Origin of the sequence: Anaerococcoides asporogena, assembly GCF_029590275.1 — a bacterium.
GTDB lineage: Bacteria > Bacillota > Clostridia > Clostridiales > Clostridiaceae > JG1575.
Window position 1 is genome coordinate 194,851 of sequence record NZ_CP120965.1, and the last position, 18,948, is coordinate 213,798.

Genomic DNA, 18,948 nt, shown 5'->3' on the forward strand with positions numbered 1-18,948 from the left:
CTTATTCTCCCTTGTCTGTTTCGATCGCGTGCATTACTTTGTTCATGGCATTGAGCCAGGCGCCGATGGAAGCCTGGACCACATTGATGCTGGCGTCCCGGCCGATAAAATGACGGTCGCCGTGGCGCAGGGTCACCGTGGCGTAACCCAGGGCATCCGTTCCTTCCGTGACGGACTGAAGGGAAAAATCCTCCAGGGCAACGTCCACATCGATGACCTGCTCGATGGCACGAAAGGTCGCGTCAATGGGTCCCTGGGCGAAAGAGATGCCTTCCCGCTCGACTCCCCCAGCGGCGACGACGACCGAGGCAGTGGTGGTGATGGTGTTGCCGCTGTTGACAACGAAACGCTTGAGCTTATAGTAATCGTGGTGGTCCTGCATTCCCTGGGTGAGCAGGGTCTCGATGTCTCGGTCGAAGATTTCTTTCTTGCGGTCGGCCAGTTCCTTGAATTCCTCAAAGACGGCATTGAGTTCATCCGGTGACAGATCGTAACCCAGTTCCCGGGCTTTGTTGCGGAAGGCGTGCCGGCCGGAATGCTTGCCCAGCACCATGTTGTTTTTCGCCAGACCCACAGACTCCGGGGTCATGATCTCATAGGTCGCCCGGTTGGCCAGGACGCCGTGCTGATGGATGCCGGACTCATGGGCGAAGGCGTTGGCGCCGACGATGGCTTTGTTGGGCTGGACATGAACGCCGGTGATGCTGGAGAGCAGGCTGCTGGTACGGGTGATCTCCTCGGTGACGATGCCGATCTCGGTGTCAAGGAGATCACTGCGCAGCTTGAGGATCATGGCAATCTCTTCCAGGGCGGCGTTGCCTGCCCGCTCGCCAATGCCGCTCACTGTGCATTCCACCTGGGCAGCGCCGGCGCTGATGGCAGCGATGCTGTTGGCGACGCCCAGTCCCAGGTCATCGTGGCAGTGCACGGAGATCCGGACGGTGTCAAGGAGACGGGACTTCTCCCGAAGGGCTTGGATGAAGTGATAGAACTCGTCCGGTGTCGTATAGCCGACGGTGTCGGGAATGTTGATGATTTTAGCGCCGGCAGCAATGACCCGGTCAAAGACCAGAGCCAGAAAATCCACATCGCTCCGGGTGGCATCCTCGGCAGAGAACTCCACCTCCGGGCAAAGCGAAGCGGCATAACCAACCATGGCCTCAGCCCGTTCCAGCACCTGCTCCGGGGACATCTTAAGCTTGTACTCCATATGGATCGGCGATGTGGCGATGAAGGTATGGATCCTCGGCCGGGCCGCACCCTGGACGGCTGCCCAGGCTTTGTCGATGTCATCCTTCACCGTCCGGGCCAGAACGCAGACCGTGGAGGTCCTGATCTCATCCGCAATCAGTTTCACCGATTCGAAGTCTCCGGGCGAGGCAGCGGCAAAACCGGCCTCAATGACGTCTACCCCCATTTTCTCCAGCTGGCGGGCCAGCAGGAGTTTTTCCCGTTTGTTCATGCTGCAGCCAGGTGACTGCTCCCCATCACGAAGTGTCGTGTCAAAAAAGTAGATTCGTTTTGCCATTGTCTTTTGTTTCCCCCTCAAAAAAAATAAATGCCCCCGTCCTATGGTCAGAACCATAGGGACGAAGGGATCTTCGTGTTACCACCCTAATTTACAGAAAAAACTGCCTCATTCCCGGACAGGCATCCGGTATCCTGATAACGGTGGCGCCGTCCCGGCCTACTCATCTCACGATTTTCCGCCAGGCTGCCATGAAGCCAGTATTGCATGCCGAAGTCCTGCTGATTCTCACCATCCATCAGCTCTCTGAAAACACTTCCTGGCACTTTTCTCTTCATGTTTGCATTTTGTTCATTAGTTGTGATTATATCTGCGATTCTGATCGATGACAACCCCTTTTGGCTCATATTTTTTCAAGATATGACCGATTTTGTCGTGAGATCCATAGAACCGGCATTGATTAACCATTCGATGGCTAACCGGACATCGTCTGACATTCCGCCAGGGGTCAGTCAATACCATCCGGCAGAACGAACCTCGGACTCACAGCCAGCGCCAGTTCCGGGCTGGACTTTTTTTCTGTCCGGACTTCATTGTAGAATGTATGTACGAACTGACGAGGTGAGACAGATGAATGAAAAAGATTTTTTAAAAGCGGCAATCGATGAATATTTTCGGACAGGAAACCCGATGTATCAGGCGGAAGGCCGGATTGTCCTGGTGAACCTGAATACCATCACCCGATATAAGCAGCTGGCAGGCCCAGTCACATATGGTGAATTTGAGGGGACGGCGATCTGTCCGGAGTGACAGACCTCCCTCATGGGCAGGATCCGGGGCGAGATCTACTGGTGTCTGGAATGTCGGGAACTGTTTGATCTGAGCAAGTAAAGTTATCGGAGCAAAGCCGGACGGGGAGCAGTCCATCCTGATGGAGCTGCACTTGCTGGACTGCGCCCCTCCCAGACCATAACAGGCGGTCGAATGGGTTGAATGAGGTTTTCTTGATCCGCACACAAAAAGGGCGATGGCAGTTCCATGAGAACTGGCATTGCCCTTTTAATAATGGCATCCTTGGCGTTCATGTCGTATATGACGGATTGATCGCCGGATGACATAATCACCGAAGGCGAACTGACCGGAGGAAATGCCCCCGGAATTTTTGAGTTTTTGCTTCTGTGAATCAGGGATTGGACCGGTTCTTCAGGATGATGCTGTGGCCCCAGTCCGAAATCATGAAGTGACCCTGGGAATTCTTCTCGTAGTAGATTTCTGTCACAATGAGGTTCTCTCCCGGCTCAATATTGGAGGGGATATAATCTTCACTCATGGTGATCGTGTGAGTCACCGGAACCATGATCCGGCTGCCTTGCCATTTAGCTTTCGAAAAATCCAGTGAAATGTCCTTCTCACTGATCAGAGTCTTCTTCATGTACTGCCAGGATTCACTCGTTTCTTCCATTTGCAGCTTCTTTGCAACGGAGGCGTTATACGTCGCGATGTCCTTTCGATTCAGGGAGTCATAGTATTGGTTGGTTACCTCGGTGATGCCGGTCACATCTGCGGCAGGGACAACAGGGTCAGCAGTTGAGCCGGAACTGGTCACATGGGTCTGAGCGGGCCGGCGGCAGGAGACGTGGTTTCGGACGCCATGGTGCCGGATGCCGTGGTGTCGGATACTGTTGCGTTGGGCGTGGTCATACCGGGGGTATCAGGCGTACAGGAAGTTAGCATAAGGCTTAACACCAAGGCTGCTGTGAATCGGGCAGGTTGTTTATTCATGTTCTTCACTCCTCGCATACTTCAGAATCGGTTCAAACCATTATTTGGCAGCAGATGAATCAGCGCCGGCCGTTCTCTGTTCAAGCCGGCAGCTGAAAGCACAGCCGGCTTCCGGGTAAAGGGATGTCTGATCCGAACCATCAGACCGGAGAATCGCTGAACTCCGCGGATTGCCGGATTCCTTCACTGGAAGGGGAATTTTCCAGGGAAAAAAGAATGTAAATGGGAGATGCTCAGATTTTTTCTATTAATTATTGTCAGTATACGGGAAAATTTGGGTGTATAAAAATATGAATTTTAAACAATTGAATTGGAATTATCAAGTGAAAATCAAAAAACAGTTGAGATATAACAGAATAATATGCGCCGGGTGATTTATGGAAACTACCCTATACATTCTATTTGAAATTCATGGAATTATTTCACCCTCATACAAGTACCTTAAGACTGGATCCATCCTAAAAACATAAATGCGATAAAGCTCATGAAGTTCAAAAGCCCATGAAATCCATGAAATCCATGAAATCCAAGAGTCCATGAAGTCCAAGAGTCCATGAAGTCCAAGAGTCCATGAAGGTAACGAAGGTAACGAAGGTCAGGAAGGTAACGAAGGTAACGAAGGCCAGGAAGGTCAAGAAGGTCACCAGCATCATGAGGCTCATGACAGTGCAGTGAAGTGAGAACTTTGAACAAGTCGATTTCCGAAGTGGGGAAGTAGCTGTCGGGGTATGATTTTGTCAGGGCATTTCTCTGTCAGGAGAGCAGTTACTGCCTGAGGGCCACTCTGCCTTGAAACCGGCTGTTTTATCTTCTTAGGGAGGCCGGACGAATTGTGAGGCTTTTGGATAGTTCTGATTTCAGAGGGAGTCAGACTGGTACTTTATCAATAATTCTGATTCTTGGAATCGAGTTTAAAATTTTTTTGTCCAACTTGTGGATAATTTTATAGTTTGAATTGGTGATTGTACCCAAATCAAAGGATATGTAAACAGTTCTTTAAAATTAATGTTGAGTCTTTAACAAAAAGCCTGTATCATTATACATATGATAACGATAACACCTTGCGTGGGATTTTTTGAGCTTTTCCAGGGGGAGTTGTCTGATCATAAGCAAGAAGGAGGAAATAAGAAATGAAGAAGGTTTTTACATCACTTCTCACACTGGCTATGGTCTCGAGTCTGGCTGCCTGCGGACCGGCCACTCCGACAACGACTCCCGCGGGTACTACAACCCCGAGCGTTACCACTCCTGCTACCACGCCCGGAACTACTCCGGCAACGACCCCAACCACCACAACGGCAGAAAAGCCAAACATCAAGATCGGCTTTATTGCACTGCATGACACGAACTCCGGTTATGACGCAGCTCATCTGGAAGGCGTAACCAACGCCGCCAAGGAATTGGGCGTTGATCCGGCCACTCAGATTATTTTCAAATACAATATTCCGGAAGATGAAAAAGCTTATGACACGGCAGTGGACCTGGCTGAACAGGGCTGTACCATCATATTCTCCAACTCTTACGGTCATCAGATGCACATGCAGCGTGCTGCCACTGAGTATCCGGAAATCACCTTTGTCGCAGCGACAGGCGATCTGGCTGCTCCATCCAAACTGACCAACCTGAAGAATATTTTCCCATATACCTATGAATCCCGCTATGTTTCCGGCGTTGTTGCCGGCAAGAAGCTGAAGGAACTCATGGACGAAGGAAAAGTCAAAGATCCGTATGTCGGTTATGTCGGGGCATTCCCCTATGCGGAAGTGGTCAGCGGCTACACCGCGTTCCTTCTGGGAATCCAGTCCATCGTTCCCGAAGCTCATATGGATGTTCAGTACACCAATTCCTGGTATGATCCAGTCGCTGAAGGCGAAGCCGCCAATGCTCTGATGGCCAGAGGCGCCGTCATCATCGGTCAGCACGCGGACTCCACCGGAGCTCCCTCGGCGATTCAGGCAGCCCTGGCTTCCGGAAAAGTCGCTTATTCCGTTGGTTACAACATCGACATGCGTTCAGTCGCACCGGACGCGGCTCTGACTTCCGCTCAGAACAACTGGGCCGTATTGTACAAAGCCACCCTGGACAAGTTCATCAAGGGCGAAGAAGTCCCGGTTGACTTTGCCACTGGATCCAAAGACGGCGCCGTCATGATTTCCGAACTCGGAAACAAAGTCGCTGCAGGCACCAAGGAAGCGGTTGACGCAGCCTGGGCCGGACTTAAGGATGGTTCCCTCAAGATCTTCGACACCTCGAAGTACACCGTGAAGAAAGATTTCGACAAGACCAAGGCAGCCGGCAAGACCCCGACCTATGAAATTGATGCCGACGGACACGTTACCAAGTGTTTTGCCCTGGACAGCAACGGTGATTTCGTGAATGACACGGGAGAAGCCATCGTGGACGGAGCGTTTATCGAATCGACCCTGCGGTCGGCACCTTACTTCTCGCTTCGCATTGATTCCATCACGGAGCTCAACAACAACTAGTTTCAGACCAACATTGATATCAAGGGGCTGGCGCTCAGCTTCAGCCCCTTTGTCATTTCTTCAGATCAATTTCTTGATCCATGAGACCCCTATGAATTGTCAGCATGCCGAAACAGGAGTAGACAATGCAAATTTTATGACGGTAGGAGCAAAGATGAATATCGATTTGCCCTTACCGTCATAAAATTTTGCCGGCCGTATTCGATCAGAAAACGGGAAATCCGTTCGCAGTGAACAGCTGGCGAAAAAATCCACCCATGAAAGGATGATAAGTTTGGAACAAACCAGTGCAGTCCTGATGAAAAATATTACCAAGCGGTTTGGGCCGGTGAACGCCAACGACGGCATAACCCTGGAAATCAAGAAAGGGGAGATCCTGTCACTGCTGGGCGAAAATGGCAGCGGCAAGACCACCCTCATGAATATGCTGGCGGGAATCTATTTCCCGGATGAGGGCCATATCGAAGTAGACGGCAAACCCGTGACCATTTCTTCGCCCAAGGATGCCTTCACCTGCGGCATCGGCATGATTCACCAGCATTTCAAGCTGGTGGATGTATTTACCGCCGCTGAGAACATCGTGCTGGGGTTGGAAGATGAAGGGAAGCTGGACCTGAAGAAAGCAGCCGCCAAAATTACGGCGATCTGTGATAAATATGGGTTCAACATCGATCCCAATAAAAAAATCTATGATATGTCCGTTTCGGAAAAACAGACGGTGGAAATCGTCAAGGTTCTCTACCGCGGGGCGCAGATCCTGATCCTGGATGAACCATCCGCCGTTCTGACCCCGCAGGAAACGGACCGGCTGTTCGATGTCATGCGTAACATGAAAGCCGACGGCAAGGCCATGGTCATCATTACCCATAAGCTGAACGAAGTAATGGATGTGTCAGACCGGGTAGCCGTTCTGCGCAAAGGCAAATTTATTGGAGACGTCGCCACCAGCCAGACCAATCCGCAGCAGCTCACCGAAATGATGGTGGGTCATGCGGTTGCCCTGAATATCGACCGGCCGCTGCCGGTGGATCCCGTTCCGCGGCTCAAGGTCCAGAATCTGACCATTTATGACGCCATGGGCGTCAAGCGCCTGGACAATGTCAGCTTCACCGCCATGGGCGGAGAGATTCTTGGCATTGCCGGCATTGCCGGTTCGGGCCAGCGGGAACTGCTGGAGGCCATTGCGGGCCTTCAGCCCATCAGCCCGGGCGCCCACATCCGGTATACGCCCATTGACGGAACCCCCGTCAATCTGGTGGGGAAGACACCGCTTCAGATCAAGAAAGCCGGAATTTCCCTGGCCTTTGTGCCGGAGGATCGTCTGGGCATGGGTCTGGTCGGATCCATGGGCATGACCGGCAATATGCTTTTGCGCACGTACCGCAAGGGACACATCGGATTCACTGACCGCAAAGCACCCAAGAAACTGGCGGAAGACGTCATGCAGCAGCTGGAAGTCGTAACCCCCGGCATCAATACGCCGGTGCGGCGCCTGTCCGGCGGCAATGTCCAGAAGGTTCTGGTCGGGCGGGAAATCGCCCAGATGCCGTCGGTTCTGATGACGGCCTATGCCGTTCGCGGCCTGGATATCAACACCTCCTATACGATCTACAACCTGCTGACCGAGCAGAAAATGAAAGGCGTCGCCGTCATCTATGTCGGAGAAGACCTGGATGTTCTGCTGGAACTTTCCGACCGGATTATGGTTCTGTGCGGCGGCCAGGTCAGCGGAATCGTGGACGGACGGACCACCACCAAGGAAGAAGTGGGATTGTTAATGACACGCTTTGAGAAGGAGGCTGTACAGGAATGATGACAACAAGAAAAGAACCTCTCCTTCGTATCGCGAAGCGGGACAGCATCGCCGCTCCGAAAGCCTACACGATCCGGATTGCCGCCGTGCTGCTGGCACTGGCCGTCAGCGGACTGTTCATCTTCGCTGTTACCAGACTGGATCCGGTCAAGGTGTTCGAGGCCATGTTCAATGGCGCTTTTGGCACCAACCGGCGCAGCTGGGTCACCATCCGTGACGCCATGATGCTTCTTTGCATCGGCGTCGGACTGGCCCCCGCCTTCAAAATGAGATTCTGGAACATCGGCGCCGAGGGTCAGATCCTGGTAGGAGCCATTGTGACAGCCGGTCTGATGCGAGCTCTGGGCGGAGACCTGTCCACCCCGCTTCTCCTGGTCGTCATGGCCTGCCTGAGCCTTCTGGTGGGAGCACTCTGGGGCGTCATCCCCGCCACGTTCAAGGCGCTTTGGAACACCAATGAGACCCTGTTCACCCTGATGATGAACTACGTCGCGATCCAGCTGACAAGCTACGCGGTCGCCCTCTGGGAGAACCCGGTTGGCTCCAATACCGTCGGCGTCATCAATCAGCAGACCAAGGACGGCTGGTTCCCGGCAGTCTTCGGGCAGGTCTACGGCCTGAATGTCCTGATTGTCGCAGCCCTGGCGATTGGCATGTATCTGTATCTGAAGTACTCCAAGCAAGGCTATGAGATCTCCGTCGTCGGAGATTCCGTGAATACAGCCCGCTATGCCGGCATCAATGTCAAAAAAGTCACGATCCGGACCATGGCAATTTCCGGAGCAATCTGCGGCCTGGCCGGCTTCATCGCCGTTGCCGGCGCCAGCCACTCCATCTCCGCCGCCACCGCCGGCGGCCGCGGCTTCACCGCCATCATTGTCGCCTGGCTGTCCAAATTCAACAGCTTCGTGATGGTACTGATCTCCTTCCTCCTGGTGTTCCTGGAGAAGGGCTCCGTCCAGATCGCTTCTCAGTTCAATCTGAATGACTACGCGTCCAGCATCATTACCGGGATCATCCTGTTCTTCATCCTGGGCAGCGAGTTCTTTATCAACTACCGACTGATCCTGAGAACAGGGAAGGAGGCCTAGCATCATGTCAAGCGCACAACTGATCCAGCTGCTGCTGTCAGCCATTTCGTTCGGAACCGTCATCATGTATGGCGCCATCGGAGAAATCCTGACGGAAAAATCGGGCAATCTGAACCTGGGTGTCCCCGGCATCATGTACCTGGGCGGCATCGGCGGACTGGCCGCATCTTTCTTCTACGAACTGAACAATCCCGCGCCCAATGCCCTGATCTGTCTCATCATCAGTTTTGCGGCGGCCTTCCTGACCGCTGCCCTGGGGGGACTCATCTACAGTTTCCTCACCATCAGCCTGAGGGCCAATCAGAACGTCACCGGTCTGACCCTGACCATCTTTGGCGGCGGAGTCGCCAACTTCTTCGGCGGCGACCTGAGCCGAATGGCCGGCGGAGTCGGACAGATCTCCGTACCGGTCACCAGCGGTATCTACCGGGCCAATATCGCCGATGCCACCAATCTTGGGGTGATCGGTTCCCTGTTCCTGAGTCATGGCTTTATGGTCTATCTGGCCATCATCCTGGCCATTCTGATGAGTCTGTTCCTGAACCGGACCAGAAAAGGCCTCAATCTGCGGTCCGTTGGTGAGAACCCGGCTACGGCAGACGCGGCCGGCATCAATGTCACCCGCTACAAATACCTGGCTACCTGCATGGGCGCTGGAATCTCCGGTCTGGGCGGTCTCTACTACACCATGGATTACATCAAGGGCACCTGGGCCAATGACGGAACCATCGAGTCCCTGGGCTGGCTGGCTGTAGCGCTTGTTATCTTCGCGACCTGGCGCTCCCTCAACAGCATCTGGGGATCCTACCTCTTCGGCCTGCTCTTCTGGGTTTATCTGGTCATCCCGAATCTGGGACGCCGTGACATTGAACTCTATAAAATGCTGCCCTACCTGGTCACCATCGCTGTCCTGATTTTCACCTCGCTGCGCAAGCGCCGGGAGAATCAACCTCCGGCCAGTCTGGGTCTGCCGTACTTCCGCGAGGAGCGTTAGGCAGAAAGCGAGATCCCTGTTCTAAAGATCATTCCGGGAGTCTTCCGCAGAAGGAGACTCCCGGTTCATTTTCTGCGACCGACGAAGGCAGCCGCAGCAGAAACCGGAACCCAGACAGCACGAAAACCAGCCATCAGCCGGGGCTGCAACGGCAGGTTGCACAATTTCCAGCTTGAAAGCATGGTTTCGCAACCAGGGAAAATGGTATATTACAGGTGAAAGAACAGAAACTTTTGGGGAGGGTATCATGAATTTGAATGAAAAGCTGCTGTATTGCAGGAAAAAAGCAGGACTGTCTCAGGAAGCACTGGCGGAACAGATTGGGGTATCGCGCCAGGCGGTCAGCAAGTGGGAAACCGGGGAAGCCATGCCGGAACTGATCAAATTGAAAAGTTTGGCGGATGCCTTCGACGTTTCGGCCGACTGGCTGCTTTCGGATGAGCCGGCTGAACCGAGTGACCCTGATCCAGTCCAAATTCCGACCCTGACCGCATCCCAACCGCAATGGGTCGATGCGCTCCCGGGCATGATCAAGAGAATGATCCGGTCCTATGGCTGGCTGGCAGGTGTCCATCTGGCGGTGAGCGGGGCTTCCATCACCGGACTCAGCGCCCTGGCACTCTACATAACCGGTAAAATGCTGAGCAATCCCTTCGGGTCATTTGACGATAACTTCCCCGGCGTTTCCCTGGAACCGGCCGGCGGTATGTTCGCAGACTTTGCCAGCAACAATCCGGTCACCATCATGAGCAAGGTCCTTCTCGGCTTCGGGATCATTCTGATGATCGGCGGCGTGCTCCTGGCCTTCTTCCTGAAGAAATGGGGCGAAAAACAGGAATCCGATTCCGGAGCTGTCAACTGAACCGATGCTGCCGCAGGCGAACCTAATGGAGGAACAAACAAAGACTCAGGCCGAAGGCCTTGATATCTTCTGAATCAACAAATGAATCCTCTGCGTCCCCGAACCTCATGGATCGGGGACGCAGAGGATTCTGCTTATGCTAAGAGCTTGAACATACAACGGCAGGTACGGATCTATGCTTAAAATCAGTGCATCCGTATTACTTTTTTCTTTGTCTGGCATCAAAGCAACTTCCCGTTCAGGGCATCGGGAAGTTGTTCCGCGTCGGGGTTCAGCCATTCTTTCCAGTCAGACCATCAATAGTTCTTCCGTCTCTGATTTTGAGAGTCTTCCGTGCCGGAAAAAGAAAGCCTCCCGTGCCAGGCACGGGAGGCTTGAACATATTCCGTTCGATTACCGTTCGATTACTTGAAGTCCTCGGCATGGTACTCCTGACCGGAGCGGTAGTGCGTGAGGATCTTCTTGACCTGGGGGGCCAGGAACAGAAGAGCGACAAGGTTCGGGAATACCATGATGCCGTTGAAGAAGTCGGCCAGGGTCCAGACGAAGTCGACTTTCTGGGTCAAAGCGGATCCCAGAATGATAAAGACAACGACCAGAATGCGGTAAGGCAGGAGCCCCTTCTTGCCGAACAGATAGCGAATGTTGGACTCACCGAAGTAATACCAGCCAATGATGGTGGTGAAGGCGAAGAAGGTGAGGCAGATGGCGAGGAAACTGGTGCCGAAGCCGCCAAAGGCGGTAGTAAAGGCCTGCTGAGTAACCAGGGGGCCGGCCAGACCCATCTTATGGGCGCCGGTGACCAGGATCACCATGGCGGTGCTGGTGCAGACGACGATGGTATCGATAACGACACCGACGATGGCAACGAGTCCCTGCTGGGCCGGATGTTTGACATCAGCAACCGCATGAGCGTGCGGGGTGGAACCCATACCGGCTTCATTGGAGAAGAGGCCGCGGGCAACACCGAACCGGACAGCTTCACGCACGGTTACACCGAGCGCTCCGCCCATGACCGACTGCGGATTGAAGGCACCGACGAAAATGGACTGGAAGGCCGGAATGACCTGATCCGCAAACAGGATCATGACAACGACGGTTCCCAGAATGTAAAGGACGGCCATAAAGGGCACGACCATTTCAGCAAAGGTGGCGATCCGCTTCATGCCGCCCATGAAGACCAGAGCAGCGGCAACGCCAAGGATGAGTCCAATGATCAGGGGATTCAGACCGGTGGCGGCGGTAACCGAGGCGGAGATAGAGTTGGACTGAACCAGGTTGCCGACAAAGCCCAGGGCAATGATCAGGGCAACGGAGAAGAAGGCTGCCAGGGGCTTTGACTTGAGTCCCTTGCTGATGTAGAAGGCAGGACCTCCGACATAGTTGCCATCACGCACTTCGCGGTACTTCTGAGCCAGGACGGCTTCCCCGAAGATGGTGGCCATACCGAGGAATCCGGAAACCCACATCCAGAAGATTGCTCCCGGACCGCCGGACATGATGGCGGTTGCCACACCGGCGACATTTCCGGTGCCGACCTGAGCCGCTACCGCAGTGGCCAGCGCCTGGAAGGATGACATGGATCCTTCTTCAGCGGATTCTTTCTTTTTGAAAAGACCGCCGAAGGTGTTCTTGAACGCTTCTCCGAAATGACGGACCTGGGGGAATCCCAAATAAACCGAATAAATGATTCCGACGGAGACCAGGATGATGAGCAGTACGCTGGACCACATCATATCACTGGCTTGGGTGATAAAGTTTACTAGTTGTTCCATGATAAGACCTCCTACATTTGTATATTTATGTATAGATTAATGATAGTATAGCAAGGCTTATTCGTCAACGATTTAACAATGTGGGAATGATTCCATGGAATGGCTTAACTATTGTTAACTATTTCATTGGATCATTGGGAATTTGGGCGCATCTCTTGGAGTATGTTGTCAGTCCGGTCTTTAATATTCGCTTAATCCCAATTCTTTATAGTAAAAAAAGATCAATATTCTGGGAGGAATCCATATGAAACTGTTACAATCCTGGCTTTTGACCACGCTCGCGATCCTGGGAGCTTCCCAACTGATGCCCCAAAGCTTCCATGTCGATTCGGCAGCCACCGCGGCTGTTGCCGCCCTGGTCCTGGGAATCCTGAATGTGACCATCAAGCCGATTCTGCACATCCTGTCATTTCCCATTACGCTCCTAACCCTCGGCCTGTTTTCCTTTGTGATTAATGGCATCATTATCAGCCTGCTGGCCCGGCTCATGTCCGGAATGGAAGTTTCCGGCTTCCTGTCCGCCCTGCTGGTCGCCATCGTCATTTCAGTCATCCAATCGATCCTTCATTCCTTTACCAAGTCCAAGCGCTGATTCTGTACTGGGACTGAATCGATGGCAGGGGAGTTGTATTCCCCAATTAATTTGATACAATACAATTAATAGTTAACAAATGATGAGGAGGTGTCATGATGAACATCATCATTGACCCGGATGCAAGAGAACTGATTGAAACCAAAGGGAACTGCGAATTCACGCTGGATCTGATGCGTGCCCAGGGCTGATGCGGTGCGATTGAGCAACCAATGGTTTCATTGGGAAAACCCCGCAGCAAGCCCATTCTGTTCACGCCGGTGAATCTGGACGGGCTGACCATGTACAAGCAGAATACCTTCGGCGAGGACCTCAGGTTCCGGATCAGCGTCAGTAAAGTCCTGTTCTGGAAGATGCTGCGGATTGAACCGTACCGCGAATGACCGGCACAGCCGAGATCCTTCGGCAGATTCAAGGAATCGACAGAAGCCAGGTACGGCGATGATTCGGGTGCCGCGGTGATTCCGGTGCCGCGCAAGTCATCCAATGAAGGTTGAATCAACAACGAGCGAAATCGACACGTCCCGGAAGGATGTGTCGATTTCGCTCGTTTCAGTCAGTGGTTATGAACTGTTTCCCGGCATCAAGCATGGTTTCCCGGCATCAAGCATGGTTTCCCGGCATCAGGCATGGTTTCCCGGCATCAGGCATGGTTTCCCTGAACGGGCTCGGGCTTTTTCGCCGGCTTGATTTCTGCCAGCAGGATCGCGGAAAAGATAATGAGTCCGCCGGCGATGAGCCGTACGGTCATGGTTTCATTGAGGAACAGGAAGGAGAACAGGGTTCCCCAAAGGGATTCAGTGGAAAGCAAGATCGCGGAGCGCGTTTCACTGGTGTATTTCTGCCCGTAGGCCTGCAGCAGAGTGGTCAGGCTGGTGGAAAAAACGGCCAGGTAGAGGACGGAGACCAGTCCTGATTGGTTGAACGGAGCGAAGGGGGTTCCTTCTGCGGCGGCAGCCAGCCCGGACAGGACCATGCAGGTGACGGTCTGGATGATGGCGATATCCGCCGGGTGTTCTTTTTCCATATAGAGAGTGGTGTAGAAAATGTGAAAGGCAAAAGCCACTGCACACCCAAGGGTCAGAAGGTCACCGATGTTTACCTGACCATCGGTCCGCAGGGTCAGAAGCCCGATGCCGATGATGGACAGCACTGCTCCGAATACTTCCTGTCTGGCCAGTTTCCGCTTGTACAGAAAGTACGCGATGATGGGAACAATGATGACGTTGACGCCGGTCAGGAAGGCGTTTTTAGATGGCGTGGTGTATTTCATGCCGAAGGTCTGCAGCACGAATCCGATAAAGAACAATGTACCCAGGATGATTCCCCGGTGGACTGTTCGTTTTTTTAACTGAGGCACTCGCTTGTGAAAAACGCCCGCCAGAATCAGCGATGCGATGGAAAATCGCAGGAACAGGAGCTGCAGGGGCGTCAGGCTGTCCAGGGAATTTGCCACGGCGACGAAACCGTAGCCCCAGATGATGGCGGTCAAAAGCAGAATGATCTCCCCCGGGATCTTTCGTTTCACGATAGTTGTCCTCCTTTGTGCGTTTCTCTAAAAACAGTGATTCTTCTATTATAAGACATCATAAGCCATCCGGTCCGTGTCATCTGCAACTTTATTTTTGCGACTGGAACTGGATTTTTCATAGGTTTATCAAATAAAAAAAGCCGTCTGCAAGCAGCCGGCAACGAAGGGGCTATTTAATGTTCAGGTCCTCCAGGAGGCCTGCGATGGCGTCTTTCATTCGAGTCTCGTTGATCCGGTAGCCGTTTTTGCGGCGGTTGGCATCAAACTGGATGAGCCGATCATTGGTCAGCTGCTTCAAATGATAAGAAATCGCGGCGCTGGTCACTCCAAGCTTTTCAGCCAGGACCTTCGTGGAGGAATCACCCTGGGCAATGAGTTTCAGGACTTCATAGCGGGTTTTATCCGCCAGGTTCTTGAAGACCGTGATTCGTTCCTCTTTGCTGCGTTGTCTGAACTCGGTCAGACGGAAGTAATAATCCAGGACATTGATTCCGAGGAAGATATCCGTATAATCTGCATGGGTGATCAGATTGAAACTGTAGTCGCTCAGTCCCAGCAGATAGAAATTGATGGTTGCACTTTTTCGAAGGGCTTCGATGGTTTCAGTAAAAACATACTGTTCCATCATCGCCTCCAGCAGGGCGTGATCGCCGCTGGCCAGAGTCCGCTCCAGCTGTTTGGCATAACCAGAAATGGAATATTCCACATCCTGGTAAAACTTGTGAAAAATGGGCTTTACCCGTTCCATGAAGGCGACAAATTCATCGCGGACGTGCTCGGGATCCTCCAGAATTTCCAGGAGCTTCCATTTATCACTGGTTTCCAGGGAGCTGGATGACAGGATCTGGAAGGCTTCCATCAGGTAATTGGGGGATTTTTCCGCCGTCGGGATGACCAGATCGAGCTTACGGTCAAGGAAGGAACTCAGATGCGCGGTTAAGGCGTCCTTGCTCAGCGCTTTGACGCTGGCTAAAAAATCATTCTCATCCTTGAGCTGGCGCAGGTCAAACTGATACATCAGATCAAAGTAATAGGAATAGCCGGAAAACTTGAAGCGTTCGAATTCATCTTTCAATCCGGACATTTCTTCAGCGATCAGCGTCCACCGTTCGGTGGATGCCGGGTCCATGATTTCATAATTCAAGGCGCCGAATGCCTTTTCACTTTTCTCGTACAGAGCCAATGCGGGGAAAAATACAAAATCCACGACTCTACTGGATCCCAAATAGAATTGGAATTTCATGTTTCTTTCCTCCTGCGGAAGGGTCGGGATGGAATGGGGCACAGGCTTAATGTAAACCTTTTTAATCTTTGAATATAAATTAAACCCTTATTTAATATTAGGGCCATTCACTGAATTTGTCAATGGATCAGGGTCCTGGCTTAGGATAAACGCATCAATTAGCCTTCATTTTAACCGACAAATGACTTCCCCTTGTTATTTGTCGGTTTTTAGCACATAATTGTATTACATACTATGTAATACAAAGGGTGGTGAAGGCATGGCTGATTATCCCGATTGGGTGCTTAAACATAAGAAACCAGGTACCTACATCAACGTCGTCAAAGGTAAGTACTATCTGTATGCCGCCCATTCGGAGCGGATCAAAGGTACAGACAAAGTTCGGCGGGTCAGTGATGGTTATCTGGGTCGGATCACTGAGGAAGATGGCTTGATCCCGCCCAAGGACAAAGTGAATGAGCCACCGGTTGTTTTGGAGTTTGGCATGTCCACAACGGTTCTTACCATCTGCGAGAACATCCACAAAGGCCTGCGCCGTACTTTCACCAAAGCTGGTGACCTGGTCATGGCAGCATCCATCCTCTCGTTTTTGTATGGAACTTACGACTCTCTTCTGTTCAAACAATCCTATCTATCCAGGCGCTTCCCAGACCTTGATTTTGACGCGGTTCTGACCAAGCCCCAAGAGTTTGGGATCCAGCGGAGTCAATTGATGATCCGGGACACGATGGCTAGACACTTTGGTGAGGATCTTCCAACCGTGATGCTCCTTTTTCCTCTGGTCTACATGGTCAGCATCAATGACCGGGTTTACCGTTCCGCGGAACCCGAGGTCACCAGACAACTACGATTGAAATATAACTTGAAGTGGGAGGACCAGCTATGAGCAAGATTTGCAGACCCATCCTGGAATACCGGGAAGTCATCAAAGCCACCGGCATAACCATTGACGAGTACACCCCTCCCCAAAAGATCATGAAGCGTTTTATTCGCCTGTTCCAGGAGATCGAAGATGTCAGGATCCAGGCGATGACCGACTACCCGCTCGAGGAGATCCTGGTGATCGCCTTTCTGGCGGTGCTTGGCAATGCCTCGAGTTGGAATGAGATCGAGCGGTTTGGCAATGCCAAGCACAAGTGGCTGAAAAAATTCCTGAAGCTGAACAATGGGATTCCTTCTCATGACACGTTTCGCCGGGTCTTCTCACTGATTGCCCCGGAGCAGCTGGAAAAGGCTACTGTACTGTTTCTAATGGAGAATATGGCTGTCCTCAGGAAGTCTTTGGGCATCAAATCATCGGTACGTCAACTGTGCATTGATGGGAAAGAAGAACGCGGTACGGGACGCAAAGCCGGTACTGATCAGGAGATCCGTAATCTGCAGACTCTGCATATCTACGATGCCTCCAATGGCGTCTGCATAGTCTCTCATCAGATCGACAGCAAAACCAATGAGATCCCCGCTGCCCAGGAAGCACTCAAAATGCTCCAACTCAAAAATGCCATCGTCACCTTTGATGCTCTGCACACGCAGACCAAAACCATCGGAATCATCATGGAGCGAGGCGGAAACTATGTTGGTGCCCTGAAGGGTAATCAGGGAAAATTGGCACTGGCTGCCGCTGAATCCTTCACGGAGAAGAATAAAGTCAGAATTCGAAAAGCTGGAAAGAATTATTTCGAGACCACTGAAAAATCTCACAGTCAGATTGAAACCAGGCAGTTCTATATGACCAAGGCCATTGATCTGGATAAGGAGTGGCAGGGGCTTCGTAATTTCATCTGTTACGAGAAAAGGATATTCAGCACAATAACCGGCAAAGAGAGCACTGAAATCCGATACTATATCACCAGTCTCAATGATGTTGAACTCGGCGGAGACGCGATCCGGGGGCATTGGAGTGTGGAAAACCAGCTGCACTGGCATCTGGACTATACCTTCCACGAAGACGACAACACGACAGTGGATCGACAGGCGTTCACCAATTTGAGCATCCTCAATAAGATGGCCTTGTCCCTGTTCAAACTGGTCCAGCCACTGATGAAAAAGAACAGCAGTATCCGGCTGATCCGGAAGGATTTCTCCTGGGGATTCGAAGATAATCTGGCTAAGCTGCTCAATTCCTTTGACGAGAATGTCTTGAAAAACGCTTTAGAAAATGCAAATTTGAATAAAAAATAGGGATCTTGGAGAAAGCGACAAAAACCTTGGGGAAAGTGCGCTCCAAAATCACCTTTCAAGCTGAAACTGTCCCCTGGCCTGTAATGGCCAGGGGACAGTTTCCTTTAAGGTTATGTTGTTTGAATTGATGCGTTTGTCCTAGTCCTGGCTGGCAAAGAAACTCTATACCTCGCCGATAAATCTCATTTCTGATAATGATCTGTTCTGATCACGGAACTGCCGATCCGATGAAAGGTTCGGATTTTGCGCCGGCAGTCCGGGATGCAGCTCCATGGAATGCTATAATGAGGGTGGCGCATGAGAGTATTCGATCCAATGGGAATGAAGCTCATCGGCTGCTGCATCAACTGGAACATGAGGAGAATATGAATGAAGCCATTGATTGGAATCACTGCCAGTGTGACCTGGGAAACCGACAAAGAGACATTTTCTGGCTATAAGAGAAATTATCTGAGTTTTGACTATGTGGACGCAGTAGCTGCCGGAGGCGGAATTCCGGTTATTCTGCCGGTGACCCAGGATCCGGAGGTGATCCGCGAAATGGTGAGCCGGCTGGATGGTCTGCTGCTGTCCGGCGGTTCCGACATTTCCCCCATCCTGCTGGGGGAAGAGCCTCGGGAACGACTTGGGATGACCATTATGGAGCGGGACCGGAGCGAATGGATGATCCTGACTGAGGCGAAGCAGAGAAAGCTGCCGATTCTTGGCATCTGCCGCGGTTTCCAGCTCCTGAACTGTTTTTACGGAGGCAGTCTGTTCCAGGATTTATCCGAGTCCCCCGATTTTTACATTCAGCATAACTTTAGAGGTTTGCCCGGTGTTCCGGCTCATTCCGTGAACCTGGAGGAAAACAGCCTCATTCGGGAGCTTCTGGGAGATCACAACCAGGTGAATTCCCACCACCACCAGGCACTGGACCGGATCGCGCCGAATTTTCGGGTAACGGCCCGGGCAGTGGACGGAGCGGCGGAAGCCATTGAATTACAGGATCCGGATCAGTTTATTCTCGGCGTCCAGTTTCATCCGGAGATGATGCATAAATCCCAGCCCCATGTCATGACCATATTCCAGCGATTTGTTCAGGAAGCAGAAAAGTTCAGGGTCCGCTGACCCTGAACTTTTTTTGCTTC

At 52.2% G+C, this 18,948-nt stretch carries 17 protein-coding genes; 11 read left to right on the forward strand and 6 right to left on the reverse strand.

The window, feature by feature from the left end; all coding sequences use genetic code 11:
* Position 1: 1 nt before the first annotated feature.
* Positions 2-1,528, reverse strand: a complete 1,527-nt coding sequence (locus P6M73_RS00980) for a 2-isopropylmalate synthase (RefSeq protein WP_277854317.1) — start codon at positions 1,526-1,528, stop codon at positions 2-4.
* Positions 1,529-2,098: 570 nt separating this feature from the next.
* Here P6M73_RS00980 and P6M73_RS00985 point away from each other — a divergent pair.
* On the forward strand, positions 2,099-2,278 hold the full coding sequence (locus tag P6M73_RS00985; protein WP_277854318.1) for a hypothetical protein: 180 nt from the start codon (positions 2,099-2,101) through the stop codon (positions 2,276-2,278).
* Positions 2,279-2,651: 373 nt separating this feature from the next.
* Here the strand turns inward: P6M73_RS00985 and P6M73_RS00990 are convergent, their stop codons facing one another.
* The gene (locus P6M73_RS00990; RefSeq protein WP_277854319.1) at positions 2,652-3,074 is read right to left on the reverse strand and encodes a hypothetical protein; all 423 of its coding nucleotides are present in this window, start codon (positions 3,072-3,074) and stop codon (positions 2,652-2,654) included.
* A complete protein-coding gene (locus P6M73_RS00995; protein ID WP_277854320.1) occupies positions 3,071-3,250 on the reverse strand; it encodes a hypothetical protein in 180 nt (59 codons plus the stop codon). Before P6M73_RS00995 ends, P6M73_RS00990 begins: the two co-directional genes overlap by 4 nt.
* A 1,130-nt stretch (positions 3,251-4,380) precedes the next feature.
* Between P6M73_RS00995 and P6M73_RS01000 the strand changes: the two genes are divergently transcribed.
* From P6M73_RS01000 to P6M73_RS01020, 5 genes are all read left to right on the forward strand, one after another.
* Entirely contained in the window at positions 4,381-5,736 is a 1,356-nt protein-coding gene (locus tag P6M73_RS01000; RefSeq protein WP_277854321.1) for a BMP family ABC transporter substrate-binding protein, read from the forward strand.
* A gap of 274 nt (positions 5,737-6,010) precedes the next feature.
* On the forward strand, positions 6,011-7,549 hold the full coding sequence (locus tag P6M73_RS01005; RefSeq protein ID WP_277854322.1) for an ABC transporter ATP-binding protein: 1,539 nt from the start codon (positions 6,011-6,013) through the stop codon (positions 7,547-7,549).
* Positions 7,546-8,640 (forward strand): ABC transporter permease, encoded by a 1,095-nt coding sequence (locus P6M73_RS01010; protein WP_347276308.1) that lies wholly within the window; start codon positions 7,546-7,548, stop codon positions 8,638-8,640. Before P6M73_RS01005 ends, P6M73_RS01010 begins: the two co-directional genes overlap by 4 nt.
* Before the next feature lie 4 nt (positions 8,641-8,644).
* Positions 8,645-9,634: an ABC transporter permease gene (locus tag P6M73_RS01015; protein WP_277854323.1), complete on the forward strand. Its 990-nt coding sequence runs from the start codon at positions 8,645-8,647 to the stop codon at positions 9,632-9,634.
* 247 nt (positions 9,635-9,881) lie between these two features.
* Complete coding sequence (locus tag P6M73_RS01020; protein WP_277854324.1) at positions 9,882-10,496, forward strand: helix-turn-helix domain-containing protein; 615 nt, start codon at positions 9,882-9,884, stop codon at positions 10,494-10,496.
* Between the two features lie 404 nt (positions 10,497-10,900).
* On the opposite strand, the gene P6M73_RS01025 is transcribed toward P6M73_RS01020, so the two are convergent.
* Complete coding sequence (locus P6M73_RS01025) at positions 10,901-12,271, reverse strand: alanine/glycine:cation symporter family protein (RefSeq protein ID WP_277854325.1); 1,371 nt, start codon at positions 12,269-12,271, stop codon at positions 10,901-10,903.
* A gap of 244 nt (positions 12,272-12,515) precedes the next feature.
* Here P6M73_RS01025 and P6M73_RS01030 point away from each other — a divergent pair, with 244 nt between their 5' ends.
* Positions 12,516-12,863, forward strand: coding sequence for a phage holin family protein (locus P6M73_RS01030; RefSeq protein ID WP_277854326.1), 348 nt, complete (start codon positions 12,516-12,518; stop codon positions 12,861-12,863).
* A gap of 200 nt (positions 12,864-13,063) precedes the next feature.
* The gene (locus tag P6M73_RS01035; protein WP_489666480.1) at positions 13,064-13,246 is read left to right on the forward strand and encodes a hypothetical protein; all 183 of its coding nucleotides are present in this window, start codon (positions 13,064-13,066) and stop codon (positions 13,244-13,246) included.
* 260 nt (positions 13,247-13,506) lie between these two features.
* On the opposite strand, the gene P6M73_RS01040 is transcribed toward P6M73_RS01035, so the two are convergent.
* Both P6M73_RS01040 and P6M73_RS01045 read right to left on the reverse strand, forming a co-directional pair.
* Positions 13,507-14,391 (reverse strand): DMT family transporter, encoded by an 885-nt coding sequence (locus P6M73_RS01040; protein WP_277854328.1) that lies wholly within the window; start codon positions 14,389-14,391, stop codon positions 13,507-13,509.
* 172 nt (positions 14,392-14,563) lie between these two features.
* A complete protein-coding gene (locus P6M73_RS01045) occupies positions 14,564-15,637 on the reverse strand; it encodes an ArsR/SmtB family transcription factor (RefSeq protein WP_277854329.1) in 1,074 nt (357 codons plus the stop codon).
* A 259-nt stretch (positions 15,638-15,896) separates the two neighbouring features.
* Between P6M73_RS01045 and P6M73_RS01050 the strand changes: the two genes are divergently transcribed.
* The 3 genes from P6M73_RS01050 (at position 15,897) to P6M73_RS01060 (ending at position 18,928) form a co-directional block, all read left to right on the forward strand.
* A complete protein-coding gene (locus tag P6M73_RS01050; protein ID WP_277854330.1) occupies positions 15,897-16,523 on the forward strand; it encodes a hypothetical protein in 627 nt (208 codons plus the stop codon).
* Positions 16,520-17,818, forward strand: coding sequence for an ISAs1 family transposase (locus P6M73_RS01055; protein ID WP_277854331.1), 1,299 nt, complete (start codon positions 16,520-16,522; stop codon positions 17,816-17,818). Before P6M73_RS01050 ends, P6M73_RS01055 begins: the two co-directional genes overlap by 4 nt.
* A gap of 369 nt (positions 17,819-18,187) precedes the next feature.
* Positions 18,188-18,928, forward strand: a complete 741-nt coding sequence (locus P6M73_RS01060) for a gamma-glutamyl-gamma-aminobutyrate hydrolase family protein (RefSeq protein ID WP_277854332.1) — start codon at positions 18,188-18,190, stop codon at positions 18,926-18,928.
* Positions 18,929-18,948: the final 20 nt, after the last annotated feature.